At 52.7% G+C, this 18,192-nt stretch carries 11 protein-coding genes and 1 tRNA gene; 10 read left to right on the top strand and 2 right to left on the bottom strand.

Translation table 11 applies throughout. The features are described from left to right. Nucleotides 1-327: 327 nt before the first annotated feature. From HRH33_RS02445 to HRH33_RS26550, 7 genes are all read left to right on the top strand, one after another. Complete coding sequence (locus HRH33_RS02445) at nt 328-1,680, top strand: TolC family outer membrane protein (RefSeq protein WP_034136515.1); 1,353 nt, start codon at nt 328-330, stop codon at nt 1,678-1,680. Between the two features lie 46 nt (nt 1,681-1,726). After that, the gene (locus tag HRH33_RS02440; protein ID WP_034136514.1) at nt 1,727-3,880 is read left to right on the top strand and encodes a type I secretion system permease/ATPase; all 2,154 of its coding nucleotides are present in this window, start codon (nt 1,727-1,729) and stop codon (nt 3,878-3,880) included. 25 nt (nt 3,881-3,905) lie between these two features. Further along, nucleotides 3,906-5,246: an HlyD family type I secretion periplasmic adaptor subunit gene (locus HRH33_RS02435; RefSeq protein WP_094066163.1), complete on the top strand. Its 1,341-nt coding sequence runs from the start codon at nt 3,906-3,908 to the stop codon at nt 5,244-5,246. A 121-nt stretch (nt 5,247-5,367) separates the two neighbouring features. After that, nucleotides 5,368-5,443: transfer RNA gene (locus tag HRH33_RS02430), tRNA-Thr, on the top strand. Nucleotides 5,444-5,615: 172 nt separating this feature from the next. Continuing rightward, nucleotides 5,616-6,938: a tyrosine-type recombinase/integrase gene (locus HRH33_RS02425; RefSeq protein ID WP_173603356.1), complete on the top strand. Its 1,323-nt coding sequence runs from the start codon at nt 5,616-5,618 to the stop codon at nt 6,936-6,938. Between the two features lie 911 nt (nt 6,939-7,849). Next, nucleotides 7,850-8,827, top strand: coding sequence for an integrase domain-containing protein (locus tag HRH33_RS02420; protein WP_173603355.1), 978 nt, complete (start codon nt 7,850-7,852; stop codon nt 8,825-8,827). Further along, entirely contained in the window at nt 8,824-9,255 is a 432-nt protein-coding gene (locus HRH33_RS26550; RefSeq protein ID WP_342356292.1) for a hypothetical protein, read from the top strand. The genes HRH33_RS02420 and HRH33_RS26550 overlap by 4 nt, the downstream gene beginning before the upstream one ends. Nucleotides 9,256-9,291: 36 nt before the next feature. Here the strand turns inward: HRH33_RS26550 and HRH33_RS02410 are convergent, their stop codons facing one another. Beyond that, on the bottom strand, nt 9,292-11,550 hold the full coding sequence (locus HRH33_RS02410; RefSeq protein ID WP_173603354.1) for an AAA family ATPase: 2,259 nt from the start codon (nt 11,548-11,550) through the stop codon (nt 9,292-9,294). A 646-nt stretch (nt 11,551-12,196) separates the two neighbouring features. Here HRH33_RS02410 and HRH33_RS02405 point away from each other — a divergent pair. Continuing rightward, complete coding sequence (locus HRH33_RS02405; RefSeq protein WP_173603353.1) at nt 12,197-15,217, top strand: DEAD/DEAH box helicase; 3,021 nt, start codon at nt 12,197-12,199, stop codon at nt 15,215-15,217. A gap of 456 nt (nt 15,218-15,673) precedes the next feature. Here the strand turns inward: HRH33_RS02405 and HRH33_RS26580 are convergent, their stop codons facing one another. After that, nucleotides 15,674-16,027: a hypothetical protein gene (locus tag HRH33_RS26580; RefSeq protein WP_425326813.1), complete on the bottom strand. Its 354-nt coding sequence runs from the start codon at nt 16,025-16,027 to the stop codon at nt 15,674-15,676. Between the two features lie 828 nt (nt 16,028-16,855). On the opposite strand from HRH33_RS26580, the gene HRH33_RS02395 reads away from it, so the two are divergent. Next, nucleotides 16,856-17,836: an integrase domain-containing protein gene (locus HRH33_RS02395; RefSeq protein WP_167418144.1), complete on the top strand. Its 981-nt coding sequence runs from the start codon at nt 16,856-16,858 to the stop codon at nt 17,834-17,836. After that, the gene (locus HRH33_RS02390) at nt 17,833-18,144 is read left to right on the top strand and encodes a hypothetical protein (protein WP_167418145.1); all 312 of its coding nucleotides are present in this window, start codon (nt 17,833-17,835) and stop codon (nt 18,142-18,144) included. Before HRH33_RS02395 ends, HRH33_RS02390 begins: the two co-directional genes overlap by 4 nt. Nucleotides 18,145-18,192 lie beyond the last annotated feature (48 nt).

The following is an 18,192-nucleotide window of genomic DNA, read 5'->3' as shown; positions in this document are numbered from 1 at the left end:
CCGTTCAGGGGTATCCACCCAGGAGACCGGCCCTGTCAGTGGTGCCGATTCAATAAGCTGGAGTACTCAATTGCTTCAAAAAAAACAATGGCGTCAATATTTTGTTGCTGCGCCAGAAAAATTACTTTTCCGTCAAGGTATTGACCTATTGGGCGTCATCCTAAACAATCCGCCCAGTAATGTCACATTGATATTTAAGCGGCTTCGCGACTTTCTGTTTGCGCCCTGCGGCGCCCAATAAAAACGGGCATTTCGAGTTGCCACTCCAGTGCAATATTTCAAGTTTGTTGCGGCTTTCAGGCAACCAATCCCCGGGGAAAAATCAGAATGCGTTTGCACTTATTCACCGCTGTGCCATTTGTTCTTGCGACTAGTTTCGTACAGGCTCAAACCCTTCAAGAAGCCATGCAAAAGGCTGTCGACGTTCACCCGGAAATCCAGGCTGCCGTCAACGCACGTATCGCTGCCGACTATCAGGTCAGAGCGGCCCAGGGCGGCTACCTGCCTAAAATCGACTTGCTGGGCGGTTATGGTCGCGAAAGCTCCGACAACACCTCGACCCGCGCCGCCAGCAACAGCCATGACTGGAAAACCCTGAATCGCGGCGAATCGAGCATTCGTCTTCAGCAAAACCTGTTCCAGGGTTTCGGCACCGAGAATGAAGTCGGCCGCCAGCAGGCCACCGCCAACTCCCGCGGTTATGCCCTGCTCAATACCACCGAGCGCACCGCACTGACGGTGGCCCAGGTTTATCTGGATGTCCTGACCCGTCGCGAGATGGTGCAGCTGGCAGAAGACAACCTGAAAAGCCACGAACGCATTTTTGACCAGATCAAATTGCGCACCAGCCGTGGCGTCGGAAGAATGGCGGACATGGATCAAGCCGAAGCCCGTCTGGCCCAGGCCCGCAACAACTTGCTGACCGAACAGACCAACCTCGATGACGCCAAAGCCAACTACATGAGCGCCGTCGGCCAAGAACCCGACGAGCTGGAGAAGCCCCAGGGCTTTGTCGCCTTGATGCCTGCCAGCCTCGAAGAAGCACGTCGGCAGATGGTGGAGAGCAGCCCGGTACTGCGTTCGGCCGAAGCGGACATCGCAGCGGCTGAAAAGCAATACGAATCCGCCAAATCGACGTTCTATCCGCGCTTCGATGCTGAGTTGCAACGCTCGGCCAACAGCAATATCGGCGGCGAAGAAGGCCACGACAATGGCTACTCCGCCATGCTGCGCATGCAGTTCAACCTGTACTCCGGCGGCAGCAACAAGGCAGACCTGCAGTCCAAGGCGTCCCAGGCATCCCAAGCGCTGGATATCCGCAACAACGCCCTGCGTGAGCTGAACCAGGAATTGAGCCTGGCGTGGAACGCCTACAACAACGCCACGGCGCAATTGCCGATCGCTCAGGAATACGTAGACCGCAGCACCCGCGTGCGCACGTCTTACCAGCAGCAGTTCAGCCTGGGTGAGCGTACACTGCTCGACCTGCTCGACAGCGAGAACGAACTGTTCACGGCATCGCAACGCCTGGCACAGATCAAAAACCTGCAGCTGTATACGCAATACCGTATCAAGGCCGATATGGGCCAACTGCTCAAAAGCCAAGGCGTGGTTGCGCCGCTGGCATCAGTTGTGCAGAACGAAGTCAAAACGAAGGTGAACCTGCCAGGGATGAACTGATTCTTGACGGAGTTGGACCGCTCAACTGCATTAAGAGAGAGTCAGCTTGGATTCTGAAATAAGTGTGGCGCCGCTCAACCATGACCCGCGCAGTCAGCATGATGACCCCTTGCTGGACGGGTTGCTGACCCTCTGCTCCCTGCATTACAAGCCCGCCAGCCGGGCAATGCTGACCACTGGCCTGCCCTTGGCGGGCCAGCGCCTGAGCCCAGACCTGCTCGCCCGCGCAGCCGCGCGGGCGGGTTTGCAGGGTCGCGTGCTGCAGCGCAAGTTGGAGCAGATTCCATCCATCGCATTGCCGGCCTTATTGCTGTTGAAGGAAGGACGCAGTGCGGTGCTGGTGGGGTGGGACGGTGATACCGCCCGCTTGCTGCTCAGCGAAAGCGAAGGCGGCGAAGTTCACGTCACCCGGGAAGTGCTGAGTCAGGATTACAGCGGCCGGGTGTTCTTCGCCCAACCGCAGCATAAATTTGACGTCACCACTGGCACGCTTATCCCGCGCGCTCGCTCCTGGTTCAGAGACACCCTCAAACGCTCACGTTGGCTCTACGCCGATGCTATCGCCGCCAGCCTGGTGATCAACCTGATCGCCCTGGCCGCGCCGCTGTTTGTGATGAACGTGTACGACCGCGTGGTCCCCAACCAGGCCACCGCCACCCTGTGGGTGCTGGCGGTCGGTATTTGCGGTGCTTACCTGTTCGACCTGTTGCTCAAGAGCATGCGCAGCCTGTGCCTGGACCTTGCGGGCAAGAAAACCGACCTGATCATCTCCGCGACGCTGTTCGAGCGCATCGTGGGCATGTCGATGAAAATGCGCCCTGCACGCGTCGGCAGCTATGCGCAAAACATCCACGAATTTCAGGGGATGCGCGACTTTTTAACCTCGCTGACCCTGGCAAGCCTGATCGATCTGCCTTTTACATTGATCATCCTCGGCGTGATCGCGCTGCTGGGCGGCCACTTGGTGTGGATTCCAATCGTCGCGTTCCCACTGGCCCTGGGGATCGGCCACTTTCTGCAAAAGCCGCTGACCGCGACACTTGAGCGCACCATGGCGCTGGGCGCCGAGCGCCAGTCCAGCCTGATCGAAACCCTCGCCGGGCTGGATGCGGTGAAGGTCAATAACGCCGAGAGCGAGCGCCAATACCAGTGGGAACAAACCATCGGCACCCTCAGCCGCCTGGAACTGCGGGTGAAAGTTCTGTCCGGCCTGGCGATGAACATCACGCTGCTGATCCAGCAAGTGGCAGGCGTGGCGATGATCATCTTCGGCGTGTATCAGATCATTGATGGCACCCTGAGCATGGGCGGCCTGGTGGCGTGCTACATGCTCAGCGGCCGCGCACTGGGCCCGCTGGCGCAACTGTCGGGCCTGCTGACGCGTTACCAGCAAGCCAAGGTGACGATGGTCTCCGTCGACCAAATGATGGAGTTGCCGCAAGAACGCAACTTCGAAGAGCGCCCCCTCAGCCGCAAATCGCTGCAAGGTGCGATGACCTTCCGCGAGGTCGACTTCACCTACCCGAACCAACAGAATCTGGCGCTACGCGGCATCAACCTGAACGTTCGCCCCGGCGAAAAAATCGGCATTATCGGCCGTAGCGGCTCGGGCAAAAGCTCGCTGGCCAAACTGCTGGTGGGCCTCTATCAGCCAGACTCGGGTTCGCTGCTGGTGGATGGCGTGGACATTCGCCAGATCGACGTCAGCGAGCTGCGCCACAACATCGGTTATGTGGCCCAAGACATCCAGTTGCTGGCTGGCACGTTGCGCGACAACTTGGTGTCCGGTGCGCGCTACGTGGACGACGAGATGGTGCTGCAAGCGGCAGAGCTGGCCGGCGTGCATGAATTCGCCAGGCTCCACCCGCAGGGGTACGAACTGCAAGTGGGCGAGCGCGGGCAAAACCTCTCTGGCGGTCAGCGCCAGAACGTGGCCCTGGCCCGCGCCCTGCTGCTGAACCCGCCTATTCTGCTGCTGGACGAACCCACCAGCGCCATGGACAACACCGGCGAAGAGCGCCTAAAGCAGCGCTTGCAGTCGGTGATCGAAAACAAGACGGTGATTCTCGTCACCCACCGTGCTTCGCTGCTGAGCCTGGTCGACCGCCTGCTGGTGATCGACCGTGGCCAGATACTCGCAGACGGCCCCAAAGCGGCCGTGATGGAAGCGCTGAAAAAGGGGCAGATCAGTGTCGCTTAACTCCGGTCTACGCCGCTTAAAGAAGATGGTCTTCGGTTATTTCAAAGGCACCGACTCACTCGACAACCAGCCACTGCCCGAAGTGGAAAAAGCCCTGGTCGACGACGCGCCACGCATCGTACGCCTGACCATCTGGGGCGTGATCGGCTTCTTCGTGTTCCTGCTGCTGTGGGCGCACTTCGCGATCATCGACGAAGTGACCAAGGGCGAAGGCAAGGCGATCCCCTCCTCGCGCATCCAGAAGATCCAGAACCTGGAAGGCGGCATCGTGGCGCAGATTTATGCGCATGAAGGCCAGATCGTCGACGCCGGGGCGCCGCTGGTGCGCCTGGACGATACGCGATTTGCCTCCAACGTCGGCGAAACCGAAGCCGACCGCGTGGCCATGGAACTGCGCGTGGAGCGTCTGAGTGCGGAAGTCGACAACCGCCCATTGAATATCTCCGACAGCGCACGCAAAGCCGCGCCGAACCAGGCTTCTAACGAAGAGTCGCTGTACCTGAGCCGCCGTCAGCAACTGGCGGATGAAATTGGCGGGCTGCAACAACAGCTGCTGCAACGCCAGCAGGAACTGCGTGAATTCAGCTCCAAGCAGGATCAATACCGTAACAGCCTGGGCCTGCTGCGCCAGGAGATCGGCATGTCCGAACCGCTGGTGCAGCAAGGCGCGATATCGCCGGTAGAAGTGCTGCGCCTCAAGCGTTCCGAAGTCGAAACCCGAGGCATGCTCGACGGCACCACACTGGCCATCCCGCGCGCCCAAGCCGCGATCAACGAAGTGCAGCGCAAAATCGACGAAACCCGGGGTAAATTCCGCAGCGAAGCCCTGGCCCAGTTGAACGAAGCCCGCACCAACCTGAGCAAGGCCCAAGCCACCTCCAAAGGCCTGGAAGACCGCGTCAGCCGCACCATGGTCACCTCCCCGGTGCGCGGCATCGTCAAGCAGATGCTGGTCAACACCGTCGGCGGCGTGATCCAACCCGGCAGCGACATCGCCGAAGTGGTACCGCTGGACGACACCCTGCTGGTGGAAGCCAAGATCCGCCCGCAAGACATCGCCTTCCTGCACCCCGGCCAGGAAGCCATGATCAAATTCACCGCCTACGACTACACCATCTACGGCGGCCTCAAAGGCAAGCTCGAACAAATCGGCGCCGACACCGTGATGGACGAAGAAAAGAAGAACACCTTCTACGTCATCAAACTGCGCACCGAACGCAGCCACCTGGGCACCGACGAAAAACCCCTGCTGATCATCCCCGGCATGGTGGCGTCGGTAGACATCATCACCGGCAAGAAAAGCATCTTGAGCTACCTGCTCAAACCCATCATCAAATCCCGGGCAGAGGCACTGCACGAGCGTTGATTTTTTGCTGAAGGGACAGAGAAAAGCAGGGCAATGTGAGAAAACTTGAGTTTTCGCAAAAATAGTCAGATTTCAGGGGTTTACAGAACCTTGCCAATCGCTATAATCGTCGCCCTAACACGCCGGTATAGCTCAGTTGGTAGAGCAACTGACTTGTAATCAGTAGGTCCCGGGTTCGACTCCTGGTGCCGGCACCATCCAAGGTTCCAGAGAAGGCTTTCAAAATCTCTGGAACCCCCGAAAAACCCGCCTTCTGGCGGGTTTTTTCGTTTTGGCGTTCCGTCGGATTCCGCCAAAATCTTATGGATACCAGCCGTTTTAAGGATAAAGATAGGGGTAAGGTCATTCGATAAAGGGAGGAGTACCCTTATGTCGCGCACCACTGCCCCGCTCTCTGATTCGGCTTGCCGTTCAGCCAAGCCCACCGACCGCGCCTACAAGCTTTTCGACGGCGACGGCCTCTACCTTTTAGTCCAACCCAATGGCCGCAAAGGCTGGCGTTTCAGGTATGTAAAACCTGATGGTCGTGAAGGGCTGACCTCGTTTGGCAACTACCCCGTGGTCGGCCTCGCCGATGCGCGCAAGAAGCGCCTGGAGGTCAAGCGGATGCTGGCGGAAGGCATCGACCCCATTGAGTCCAAACACCAAGCCAAGACGCAAGCCACAATCCGAGGCCGAACCTTTGAGAGCGCAGCCTTGGACTGGCACAAAGCGATGTCTGCCAAATGGGCTCCGGGTCATGCCAAGACGGTCCTGAGCCGTCTCAAAACCCATGTTTTTCCACTAATCGGCGATCGCGCTATTGTCGACCTAGACACTCACGACTTGATGCAACCTCTGGAAGCAATCCAGAAGCGTGGCACGATTGACGTCGCTTTAAGGGTACAAAACTACCTGCAAAGCATCATGCGCGAGGCGAAACGTGCTCGACAGATCGCGGCAAATCCTGCCTCCGACCTTGAAGGTTTGATCAAAGCCCCGAGGGTGATTCACCGCCCTGCTTTACCCTTATCGCGTCTGCCTGAATTGCAGGAGCGCATCGACACCTACAGAGGCCGCGCACTTACCCGGCTGACGGTCATGCTCTCGCTGCATGTGTTCGTCCGCTCCAGCGAACTGCGCTTCGCCCGCTGGAGCGAGTTCGACCTCAAGCGCGGCACCTGGGAGATACCGGACACTCGACCCGCATTGGACGGAGTACCCTTTTCAACAAGGGGAACGAAGATGGCCGGGGACATCCACCTTGTACCCTTATCGCCGCAAGCCGTGACCCTGCTTGAACAGATCCGCACCCTCACCGGTGAATTCGACCTGGTATTTGCAGGTGACGCCAACCCGTCGAAACCGATGTCTGAAAACACGGTGAACAGCGCGCTTCGAAATATGGGTTACGACACCAAAACCGAAATCTGTGGCCATGGCTTCCGCTCGATGGCCTGTAGCACACTGATTGAGTCAGGACTGTGGTCCGAGACCGCCATTGAAAGGCAGATGAGCCACAAAGAACGCAACAACGTCCGCGCCGCTTACATCCACAAGGCCGAATTCATTGAAGAGCGCAGATTGATCATGCACTGGTGGAGCCGGTACCTTGAGGCCAACCGGCAGGAGCATGTCACCCCCCACGAATTCGCGAACCAGACCGGACCGAACGTCACTCGCTTAAAAGCAAAACGTGGCGCAACTGAGTAAGCGCTCGGTCTTTATATCTCAGTGATCCGCTTGTCCACGCGGGTCCATCCAAACAGGGCTGCAAAGCCGCCCTGTTTGGATGGACCTCACTTAAAAAATCTAAAGCCCACGCAACTGTCTGTGGAAAACCATAGATTTCCACCGGTGGATAATTTCATCCACAGCCGCAGAACTCCCAAAAATTCGAGCCTTGACCCGAATTATCCACAGGCGTAGAAAAGATCGGGCAAAGCGCTGTCGTTGACAGCAACCCCAGGTAGCCAGAACCTTTAAGGCTACGCCACACCGTGGTGGTTCTCCCAAAGTGCGATTAGCGTCCGGCGGCTCGCACGGTCACAGCGATGTGATGGATGCCTACTTTTATCAGTGTGCCCACTGCGGCAACCCATACTCTTTCATAGCTGCCCTGCAGCAACCTATCCGCTTGGCCATTTCATTGCGCCAACCTGCGCCCGTCTCTTTCTCCCGGAAAGAGACGGGCGCTCCTACCACTGCTGCAGCCCAACTTGTACAAGGCTTTGCGGCATTACCCCTCGTGACAATCGACGTGACAAACACCGAAGTCACCAGCAACAGCGATGCAGATGATGGTGCCGCAGCCTACGGAATGGACTGCACCTGACTGACAGTCAGGCATGCCCCGGTCATCGCTTCACTGCCTTCACCCGACTCAGGATCTCGCGGCACTGGTCTCGTCAGCCAGCGCAGCCTCCACCCGCCCACTTCCTCGGAAGTGCTCAGGAGGCCAGATCATGAGATGCCCAAGCTCCCGGTCGTAAAGAGCCGCCAGTCCCGCGTTAGTGGACAACCCTCACAGGTCGCAGGGGCCTTAATCCCTGATAACACTCAACATTCTTGGCGGGATGACGTGGGGGAAGGTTTTAAGAGTTAGCTTCGAGAGGAGTTTGATCATGGCATTGGTGGGCAGGCGAGATGGACGTAATTTTGGGTATGGTCGGCAATTGAGTTATGCCGGGCCGCAGGCGTTAAAAGACATGTTCAGCGGAGGGCATTACGGGACCGTCAAAGCGCACAGCGATCGTTGGCAAGCATTCGTGCGCTGGTGCCGCTCAGACGATGGACCAGGACTCAAAGATGCACGACAGATAGATCGCCAGATCTTGTCGGATTACGCGGCGCATCTACGTCACTTGGTCGAGCGCGGCGACCTCTCCATCGCCACCGCACAAAATCGATTGTCCAGCGTCAATCGAACCATGGCAGCGCTTCGCGGTGATCAGTACGTGAAAGTGCCGAGGCCGAGCAAGACGTTGGAAATGCAGCGCACCACCATCCGCATGACAGTTCCACAAGGCCAGGATCGCGAACACGTGATGCGCATCGTCGATGCACTCCGCGAACAGTATCCCCGTGCGGCGGCCATTCTGCAGTTGGCACGCGCCACTGGTATGCGATTGCGTGAGGCCATTTTGGCCGATTTTTCACGCCTGAAACGCGAGGCCGAACAGCTCGGCAAGATCAACATCCAGGACGGCACCAAAGGCGGGCGCTCGGGTGCATCGGCACCTCGCTGGATCTGTATGAATAACGATATTCACGAAGCTCTTAGGTATGCCGGGCAGGTCTCCCCAACCGATAGCCGCAACCTGCTTGCACCAAATGAAAGCTATCTCGATTTCGAACAGCGTGTCGTCCGCCCCGCACGAGAGACCCTTCACGCACACAGTCTCAAAGGTTTCCATGAATTGCGTGCAGCTTTTGCATGCGAGCGCTACGAGCAGATTACCCAACACCTCGCACCTATCAACGGCGGCAAGTGCAGCCTGCTAGACCCATATCTTGATCGAGAGGCACGTGCACAAATCAGCTACGAGTTGGGACATGGTCGAATAGACGTCGTATCGGCCTACATCGGAGGTCGATCATGAGCAAGCCTTATGATATGGAGCTGTTCTTAGCAGGGGTACTGACCGGGGCGCATGCCACACGTAAACGTCACATTCGCCAAGCCAAAGCCATTCAAGCAGCGATATCGAGTCGCTGGCATCTAAATAACCCGTGGACCTGGCAAAGAAAACACCTAGCCTGGTTTGTAAATCACCACATGCGTCTGCACTCAAAAGCGACGCGCTATTATTACTGCCTAACCTTAAATCTCATAACTCTGCGCGTAGGAAAGTCTTGGAACGTCTTGGGCTGGCCGTCGGCGAATCTACAGCCTGCAGCTGCTGCCAAAGAGATGAAGATGATAGTGCCTGAACCACAATCGCGAGCCACCTCATCTCAGATACATGCAGTAACCAGCCCGAAGCGAGCGATCTCCGAGCCTGCAAAGTCAGGCTGCCATTCAATCTAAATTTTACGGCTAGGAGTTTTTTGTCTGGCTGTGCTCCTAGAGGGATGCAATCAGTGCATTCATGTGCTTTTGGTCAGTCTGCGTGATGGCTTCGATGAGATCCTTTACTGCATGCTCTACATCGAATATTAGTTCATTATTCCCAACCAATCTATCAATGGTATTAGCATGGCTAAAGTAGTGGAACACTTTTAGGATACGCTTGGACTTCTCAATACCAAATAATGCCTCAGCTCGTTGATCTACCGTCTCCTTCATGACTCCAGGCAGCCTTGAATAGGTATAAAGCTCAATAAATCTCCGCATCGCATTTGGCAGGAGCATTAAAATGTTGTGATCTGTCTTGTTCGGAGCCTGATGAAATCGATAAATTACTTCAAATAGGAAATGATACTCCGACTGATAACGGGCCAGTGACGTAGGCATGTCGTTGAATGTCGATTGTTTATCGCTTATTCGCTTAATGAGGAACAGTCTAGCCCCTTGCTTGGAAGCTTCAGGCTTTATTTCTCGCAGGAGATTAAAGAATTCGAAATTATGAGTTGAAATGAATATCTGCTTACAGGTGGTCAACCATGGAGAATTTTCGTTTTCTTGCTTGAAAAAAAATGCACGGATCGCAGCTGTTATTTGAAAGATGTGATTAGCATCAAGGCTAGATATTGGATCATCAATATATACGACTGTCTGTTTGAAATCCTCGGGCTTCAACTCTTGAAGTTTGGTAAGGAAGTAGGAGAAGGCAATAGCGGTGCGTTCGCCATCGCTCAGGTTTTTGGCGATTTTGCCATTCGTACGAATGAGCCTAAACTGCTCTTGGTTTGTCGCCGGGTCTTTGGTAACAACTATCTGGACGGCTTCACTGCCCAGCATGGATCCTAGTCGTTCATTGACCTTCTCTCTGCCTAACTGGGCTTGACTAATAAGGGCCTGAAGCCTTTCGACCTCACTTTGACGATCAGTGGCGTAAGCGAGCAGCCTATCGCGACGTTGGACGAGACGTGCCTTGATGCGTTCGTATCCGGCTTTCTCTTGAGAGTCGATAAACTGCTGAACGTAATGATACCTCACTCGCTTAGTGGCCTCCGCCTTTGCAGTGGAGAAGTTGTCAGCTAGCTTATTGTTTTCCTCGATTAGGGTATTGATAGCATCAACCGCGTCGGTAATGGTGCTGGCTAGCCCTTCGGCCAATGGAGCTGGCTCCATCAGTTTGCGAGGGGCATCAACCTTGCGTTGAACATCTTCTGCCAGGGTTTTTACCGCCAGATTGAACGCCTCAATGGCCTTGGGTAAAGACTCGACAAAAACCTTATAGCTGTCTCGGAACTGTGGATTGAACTCAGCTTCTTTAGGCGGTGCGAGCCTGATTTCGGCGGACTTGACACGGTGCAAGAGATTTTCGACTTTCCGCTTATGCTCCGCGAGATCTTTGGAAAAGTGGGCCTGAAATACTGAAAGTCTATCTTCAGTGACGGTGTTTCCACAGAACTCGCAAGCACCTTCATGAGGGTGTATTTGTAGGCCTGACTCTACCCAGCGCTCGATCTCGGGATGGTCTTCGAGATGCTTGAGCGTATTGGTGAAAGTCGGGACAGCAGCAAGAATCGTTACTGCTTCTTGGTGAATATTTTCAATAGACGGAAAGGCCTCGATCCTATCAACGGTACTTGGTTTTTTGTTGTCAGGAGTTAGGGAAAGCTCAATATTTTCAGAGAGTTCCTTCTCGCCAAGAAGTTGGGAGTCTAGGACTCCCACTATCGGAATGTCATTTCCTAGTTGGGTTGCAGTATACGGATCGATTTTAAGAAGCTGGCGAAGATTTTTGGCCGCATCGGTTTTTGAAGTGGAGGCTGCTTGGGTGATACTGTTGAGTTGCGCGTCAAGCCGCCTCTTAACCCCCTCAGATTTTTTTATTCGATATGCAATGTAATTAATCTGGCCTTGGGCTTCTTCGGATTCCTTACCGAGAAGAAGTATCGGTTTAAAGCTACTGCCTTCAAAGTGTAGATTTTCTCGAATGAAGTCAGAATTGAAAACGCGAACTATTAGGCCAGATTGCTGAAAATTCTTTTCGGTAATCGGCTGATCATCGGTCTCGAAACTGAACTCACACCCGACTAGATCATGATTGAATTTCTTTGTTTCGAGTAGTGCAAACAACCTCGAAAGCGTAGTTTTTCCCGAATAGTTCCACCCATAAATCAAATTCTTGATCCCGAACTCCTGGGTACCCAATGGCTTTGTATAGTTGTCGTAAACGCCCAAACCCTTTATCTTTGAAATCCCCGTAATCATTGTTAGCTCCATAGTATTTTTATTGTTGGTTCTTTAAGAGCCGACGTTTTTTATCAAGACAACTTGCCGCACATGGCAGGAGTACCTCATTCCAACATTAGCCTAGCATCGAATCCAAATGAGCGAGAAAAACGTGTGTTTGCTTGACCGATTGCTACCTGTCGCCAACGTCCCCTTTGGCCGATTGCTGCCCTTCAAAACTGCAGCAATCGACCCAGAAAACGTAAGTAGTCCTACTAATAAACCTAAGAAAATCAAAGAAATAAAATCTACAACCCTTGGCGCATCAGAGATCCTTTGCGGAGAGCTACAGCACACGTTAAAGTGAGTAATGGCTTTTTGCTACGAACGGAAATCACCTCTGGAGCATGGAATGGCCCGCCGCTATAGCTTACTGTCCTCCATAAAGAGGATATTTTCACCTCTACTGCAATTTTCTAGCTTCGTAAAAACTAACAGCTTCTATTCCTATCTTTATGAAGATAACCCCGGAGGCTGTCGACATGAGACGAAGCAGCTTAATCATAGATACTTACATAAACTTGTAACGTTCAAATGATTTATATTCCAATTTAAACAACCCTAGCTGTTTCCGCGGAATTCAGCACCGTATCTATTTGAGCAATTTTATCCAAGGTTAGTGCTTATGATCATCGCCGAATACATAGAGTCAATAAGAGAAAAACTCAGGGACTGTCAAATCGCTGCAACTCTACAATTTGTTAAATTTTGCAAATTAAAGGAGAAGGAGGGGAAGGCTTTTCTAATAAACTTACCCACTGGAGCAGGAAAAACTGGCGTAATATCACTTATTGCCCACTTATCCAAAGAAGCAAAAGTTTTAGTAATATGCCACCGAAGGGCCGTCAAAGATCAACTATACCGTGAAGTATCTAAAAAGTTTTTCAGATCCACAATTGGTGATGACGAAATCATACTAAAGAAAACTTATAGGGACGCAGATTTCAACAAGGGTGACGGTATTTATATCTCGAGTTTCCAAAAGCTCTCTAGGCTTAACGAGGAAAATCTGGCCCGAATCCAACAAGAGTTCGATCTGATAATTGTCGACGAGGGACACTCCGAGCCATCTCCCATATGGAGAGAAATAATCAGGCAATCCAAAGCTCTTAAAGTTGTGGTGACGGCCACGCCATACCGAAATGACCTGTTCGAACTAAACGTAAGCACAAAACACGCATATGTATTCACGTTCAAAAATGCGGTCTCCGACGGCATTATATACGCACCCACCTATGAGCAGGTTCGCGAAGTAGAAGCCACCTTACAAAAAGTGGCAAACTTCCTAAACTCAAATGCAGACTTGAAGTGCATAGTTAAATGCAAAAACCTAGAGGAAATAGAAAAATATCATAATATTTTTTCTCCTCATTTTAGTACCGCTAGTGTGCATGAAAAATTCGACAACCTAGAGGCTGATAGGAAACTCAAAAGGGTTAGCGCAGCACTTAAAATTGAAGGACTCAGAATAATTATCCATCAGCACAAGCTTGACGAAGGTGTAGATATACCCGAAGCCAAGCTTTTGGTGCTGACCTACGAACTTGGTAGTGGTCGTGAACTTGTTCAAGCAGTAGGTCGAGTCGTACGTAAGTACGGCGACGTTCACCCTATCGTCTTAGATCTAACTGGCGGAGTAAATGAGGGCATGTGGGAAGGTTACGAGCGCTTCGATAACTACATTTCCACTGAGACTGGCGCCAAGGATTTTGTAAAATCGCTAAGCACTAGCTACCTAATCGAAAACTTTCTTGGATCTTTCCCTCAACACAGCTATTTCAGTGGACGTTTTAGGGAACGCGTCAACCTTAATGAAATCGAGCCCGAGAGAGATATATCAATCCCGCTAGCGTCGGTATGTTTTGTACAAAAAAACGAAGACTTCTCCACCTCACTTTTAATGGATCGTTTGTATTGGGAATTGCACGGCAGTGGCGCCCTAGTAAAGAAATATGACGAAGTACTAGATATGAGTGTATTAATATACGTCTCATTCAATAGTTCAAAATTCTTCTCAGAAAAACTTTTTTTTGAGCCAAAACTTGACTTGATAATCGTAAAAGAAATTGCGACCGGCGTTGCAATTTTCGATAGCGGTGGCGGGCGTTATTACAATCAGGAAAAATATAGGCTTAAGAATGCGATTCACATCGATAAGCTCACTGCTCTGACCGCGACAACTCAACATCGCAGAGTTAAAGAAACCCATGCCAAAGCCCTCGGCCGTCCTATTCACAGGCCCGAATCCGTAGCTTTGAAAGGACAAAATTTAGATAGCGCGAGAAGCAGTCAAAGCAATTCGAGATATGCTTTGACCATGGTGAAGGTTGATAATATCGGTAACGACGGAAAGCGAGCAAGCAGTTACTATATAGGGGCAAGATCCGGGAGGGTCTCGGACCAAAAGGAAAGTAATTTCACCATTCAGGATCTATCCGAATGGATTGACACCGTCGACAATCATATCAATTCCGGAGAACATGCTGGCCGCCTAATCAAATCTTATGCACAACCACTAGAGGAAAGACCACAATCACTCATCCTTTCCGTGCTATTGGACTTTACCGATCTCGAAAGTTCGCGCCCCGTTCGAGCAGGCATTATTTATCCTGACTTTTATTACATCGAAGTGGTAAACAACGAATTCCGCTTGATGGCAGAACATGAAACTATAACTTTAACACTAGTTTATCACGCTGAAGATGTTCGATTCGAAATTGCACTCTCTGGTCCGTCGGTCGGCGTTATGGATTACGACTGGATTGTCGATCACTTGAATTTTTCTTCTCGGCTAAAAGTTCTCTTTGAGAATGGCGTAACCTATTTAGACGGACACTTCTATAAACTCTCACTTCCTTACGAACAGGGAGTAGATCCAAAAGATAGCTGGGCTGGGAACGCACTATATGAATTAAGTGACTTATTAAACCCTATCCTTAAAGAAAAAGGGCTTATGGAGGAACGGAAATATGTAGGGACAACCAATCACGGCTTCGATCCGACCTCGGTTTTTTTCTTACTCGACAAGTTGAAAGAATATGGTAATCCCAACACTGCATTAAGCGCTCTTGGCCCTTTCGCAAACTACATCCCTGGATGCGATTTTGTTTTTTGTTGTGATATGGGAACAGAACCTGCTGACTTTATTATATCGTCACCAGAAAAATTATGTTTCGTCCATGTTAAGTGCGGCACGGCAGACAACCCTCAATCGTCCGCCGGAGCCTTGGCGGAAGTCGGAAGCCAAGCTATAAAGAACATTCATATGCTAGTTTCAACTAACGACGAAATTAAACCTGGGAACTTTAATATTTGGGATAATCGCTGGCCCAGCGCTGGGGCCGAACACTCCATTGAGACACGTTACAGGCTTTTTGATGGCCAGATCAATAAACCGGTTCCTGTCGGTGGCTCGCTCTCTCAAAACGCATGGGAATTGATATGCGAGCGTAGACGATCGCTTAGGTGTAAAAAAGAAATATGGGTAGTAAGTGCTAATGCGTTTTCAAAAAATCACTTTGTAACGAATCTCAGCGATCCGTTAACATCCCTTCCGGAAACCATTCAAGCCTATCAACTAATTGAGGATTGGCTGAGCACTGCGGAAGAGCTAGATGTGGATCTTAAATTTTTTGTCTCTGAGTAGAATATATACGGAACGAGGGCGAAGGGATCGCCGGTCGTGGGATGCCAGAAACGATCACGCGATCATCTAGTGGGTTCATGCATGTTGATTCTCAGCACGCCAACTCTTGAGGTAGTTTTAGAGATAGAAAAAGCCTAGAACGGATATTTTTACCTTAAAAATTAGTCGTTTATAATAAAGTTCGACTCCTGGTGCCGCACCATATCTCAAAGCCCCGCAATGCGGGGCTTTGTGGTTTCTGGGGTTTAGAAATTCACCACCCTCAAAACTATCAAAAACGGGCTTCCGTCCAAAATTCGTCCAATTTCATTTTCGGACGGCTGTTTCTCACCTTCTTCTTTTCACATATCCGAGCCAACGGGTTCAACAAAACGACCTCCGCCATGTGCCCAGGACTGAAATGTGCGTACTTCTGCCCAAGCACACGTTGCAGCGTCAGGATGTCGCCCCCATTCATCATGTAATGCGTGTATGCCGCAGCACATGGGTCATTTGCCCTTCCGGCAGCTCCAAACCGAACGTCACGCGGCTCAAAGCGAAAAGCCGCTTGGAGGAGTAGCGCGTTAGGCCACTCCTCGTCCTGTCCACTAAGAAAAGTGATACGTGCGGGGACTGTATCCAGTCTTCCACAGTCGCACTCAACTCGACGAGCGGAGACTGATCATCAACTGGTGGAGCCAATTCCTGCCCCCCATCAGCAAGAGGATGCCACTCCTCACGACTCTGCACGAATGTCACACGATAAAAAGCCAATCGCCGCTCAACAAAGTAAGCGTACGCTGTCGAAATCTCGATGATCCGCTTGTCCACGCGGTCCATCCAAACAGTGCTGCAAAGACGCCCTGCTTGGATGGACCTCACTTAAAAAATCTAAAGCCTATATAACTGTCTGTGGAAAACCACTGATTTCCATCGGTGGATAATTTCATCCACAGGCGTAGAAAAGATCGGGCAAAGCGCTGTCGTTGACAGCAACCCAAGTAGCCAGAACCTTTAAGGCTACGCCACACCGTGGTGGTTCTCCCAAAGTGCGATCAGCGCCCCAGCGGCTCGCACGGTAAAAGCGATGTGACGGCTGCCTACTTTTACCGGTATGCCCACTGCGGCAACTCATCCCCTTTCAAAGCTGCCCTGCAGCAACCTATCCACTTGACCCTTCCCCTGCGCCAACCTGCGCCCGTCTCTTTCTCCCGGAAAGAGATGGGCGCTCCTACCGCTGCTGCAACCAACTCGTACAAGGCTTTGCGGCATTCCCCCTCGTGACAATCGGCGTGACAAACCCCGAAGTCACCAGCAGCAGCGATGCAGATGATGGTGCCGCAGCCCACGAAATGGACTGCACTTGACTGACAGTCAGGCATGCCCCAGTCATCGCATCACTGCCTTCACCTGACTCAGGATCTCGCGGCGTTGGATTCGTCAGCCGATGCAGCAACCCCCACCCGCCCACTTCCTCGGAAGTGTTCAGGAGGCCAGATCATGAAATGCCCAAGCTCCCGGTCGTAAAGAGCCGCCAGTCCCGCAATAGTGGACAACCCTCACAGGTCGCAGGGGCCTTGATCCCTGATAAAACTCAACATCCTTGGCGGGATGACGTGGGGAAAGTCTCAAAGGTTTGGCTTCGAGAAGAGTTTGATCATGGCACTGGTAGGTAGACGGGACGGGCGCAATTTTGGCTATGGCCGGCAATTGAGCTATGCCGGGCCGCAGGCGTTAAAAGACATGTTCGGCGGAGGGCATTACGGCACGGTCAAAGCGCACAGTGATCGATGGCAGGCATTTGTACGTTGGTGCCGCTCGGAGGATGGGCCAGATTTCAACGATGCGCGGCAGATTGATCTGCAGACCTTGTTGGACTACGCCGGACATCTACGTCAACGAGTTGAACAAGGTGAACTCGCCATCGCCACCGCGCAAAACCGGTTGTCCAGCGTGAACCGGACCATGGCTGCGCTTCGCGGTGATCAACATGTGAAGGTCGTGAGTCCGAGCAAGGCGTTGGGAATGCGGCGCACCAATGTTCGTCACTCGGTGCCGCAAGGCCAAGACCGTGAACACGTTAAGCGGATCGTCGATGTGCTCTGCGAACACCAAATGCCGCGCGCGGCGGCCACCGCTCAGTTAGCGCGGGCCACCGGCATGCGCTTGCGCGAGGCCATTTTGGCCGACCTACCGCGCTTGCAACGTGAGGCCGAAAAACTCGGCAAGATCAACATCCAGGAGGGCACTAAAGGTGGCCGATCCGGTGCGACGGCACCTCGCTGGATCAAGGTAGATGAACACATTCGCGACGCACTGAGGTATGCCAAGCAGGTCTCGCCTGACGGCAGCCGCAACCTGCTTTCTCCGCACGAAAGCTACTTTGATTTCCAACGGGGAATCGTCCGCCCTGCACGAGTCATTCTCCATGAGCGCGACCTCAAAGGCTTCCATATGTTGCGGGCGGCCTATGCGTGCGGACGCTACGAGCAAATCACCCATCATCTCGCTCCCATCAACGGTGGCCGCTGCTATCAGCTCGACCGACGGCTAGATCAGGAGGCCCGAGTACAAATCAGTTATGAACTCGGGCACGGCCGTATCGATGTGGTGTCGGCTTACATTGGCGGTCGAATATGAGCAAGGCATTCGATATGGAGCTGTTCTTGGCTGGCGCCCTGACAGGATCGCATTCCACACGCCAACGCCACCTTCGTCAGGCGAAGAATATCCAAACAGCTATCGCTGAGCGATGGCAGCGCGACAACCCTTGGACTTGGCAAGAAAAACATCTGAGGTGGTTTTTCGAACAGGAAACCGAAAAAAAAGAAGCAACGCGCAACTACTATCTTTTGACAGCTGCGCTAATCGCAAAGCGGATGAAGAAAAAATGGCGATTTGCACTGACGTCGAAATCTATCAGCAAACCTAGCGTGATGGCCGATTGACATAAGATCGGTTGCTCTACAAACTGACACAGCAGTTGGATAAGGAGC

This window comes from Pseudomonas rhodesiae (assembly GCF_013285305.1).
GTDB classification, from domain to species: domain Bacteria; phylum Pseudomonadota; class Gammaproteobacteria; order Pseudomonadales; family Pseudomonadaceae; genus Aquipseudomonas; species Aquipseudomonas rhodesiae.
Note: the sequence above shows the minus strand (reverse complement) of the source record. Positions and strands in the feature narration are given on the sequence as shown.

Coding starts and splice junctions, on each gene's coding strand:
- HRH33_RS02395 (WP_167418144.1), top strand. CDS start 16,856: ATGGCACTGGTAGGTAGACGGGACGGGCGCAATTTTGGCTATGGCCGG.
- HRH33_RS02425 (WP_173603356.1), top strand. CDS start 5,616: ATGTCGCGCACCACTGCCCCGCTCTCTGATTCGGCTTGCCGTTCAGCC.
- HRH33_RS02410 (WP_173603354.1), bottom strand. CDS start 11,550: ATGATTACGGGGATTTCAAAGATAAAGGGTTTGGGCGTTTACGACAAC.
- HRH33_RS02445 (WP_034136515.1), top strand. CDS start 328: ATGCGTTTGCACTTATTCACCGCTGTGCCATTTGTTCTTGCGACTAGT.
- HRH33_RS02420 (WP_173603355.1), top strand. CDS start 7,850: ATGGCATTGGTGGGCAGGCGAGATGGACGTAATTTTGGGTATGGTCGG.
- HRH33_RS02390 (WP_167418145.1), top strand. CDS start 17,833: ATGAGCAAGGCATTCGATATGGAGCTGTTCTTGGCTGGCGCCCTGACA.
- HRH33_RS02435 (WP_094066163.1), top strand. CDS start 3,906: ATGGTCTTCGGTTATTTCAAAGGCACCGACTCACTCGACAACCAGCCA.
- HRH33_RS02405 (WP_173603353.1), top strand. CDS start 12,197: ATGATCATCGCCGAATACATAGAGTCAATAAGAGAAAAACTCAGGGAC.
- HRH33_RS26550 (WP_342356292.1), top strand. CDS start 8,824: ATGAGCAAGCCTTATGATATGGAGCTGTTCTTAGCAGGGGTACTGACC.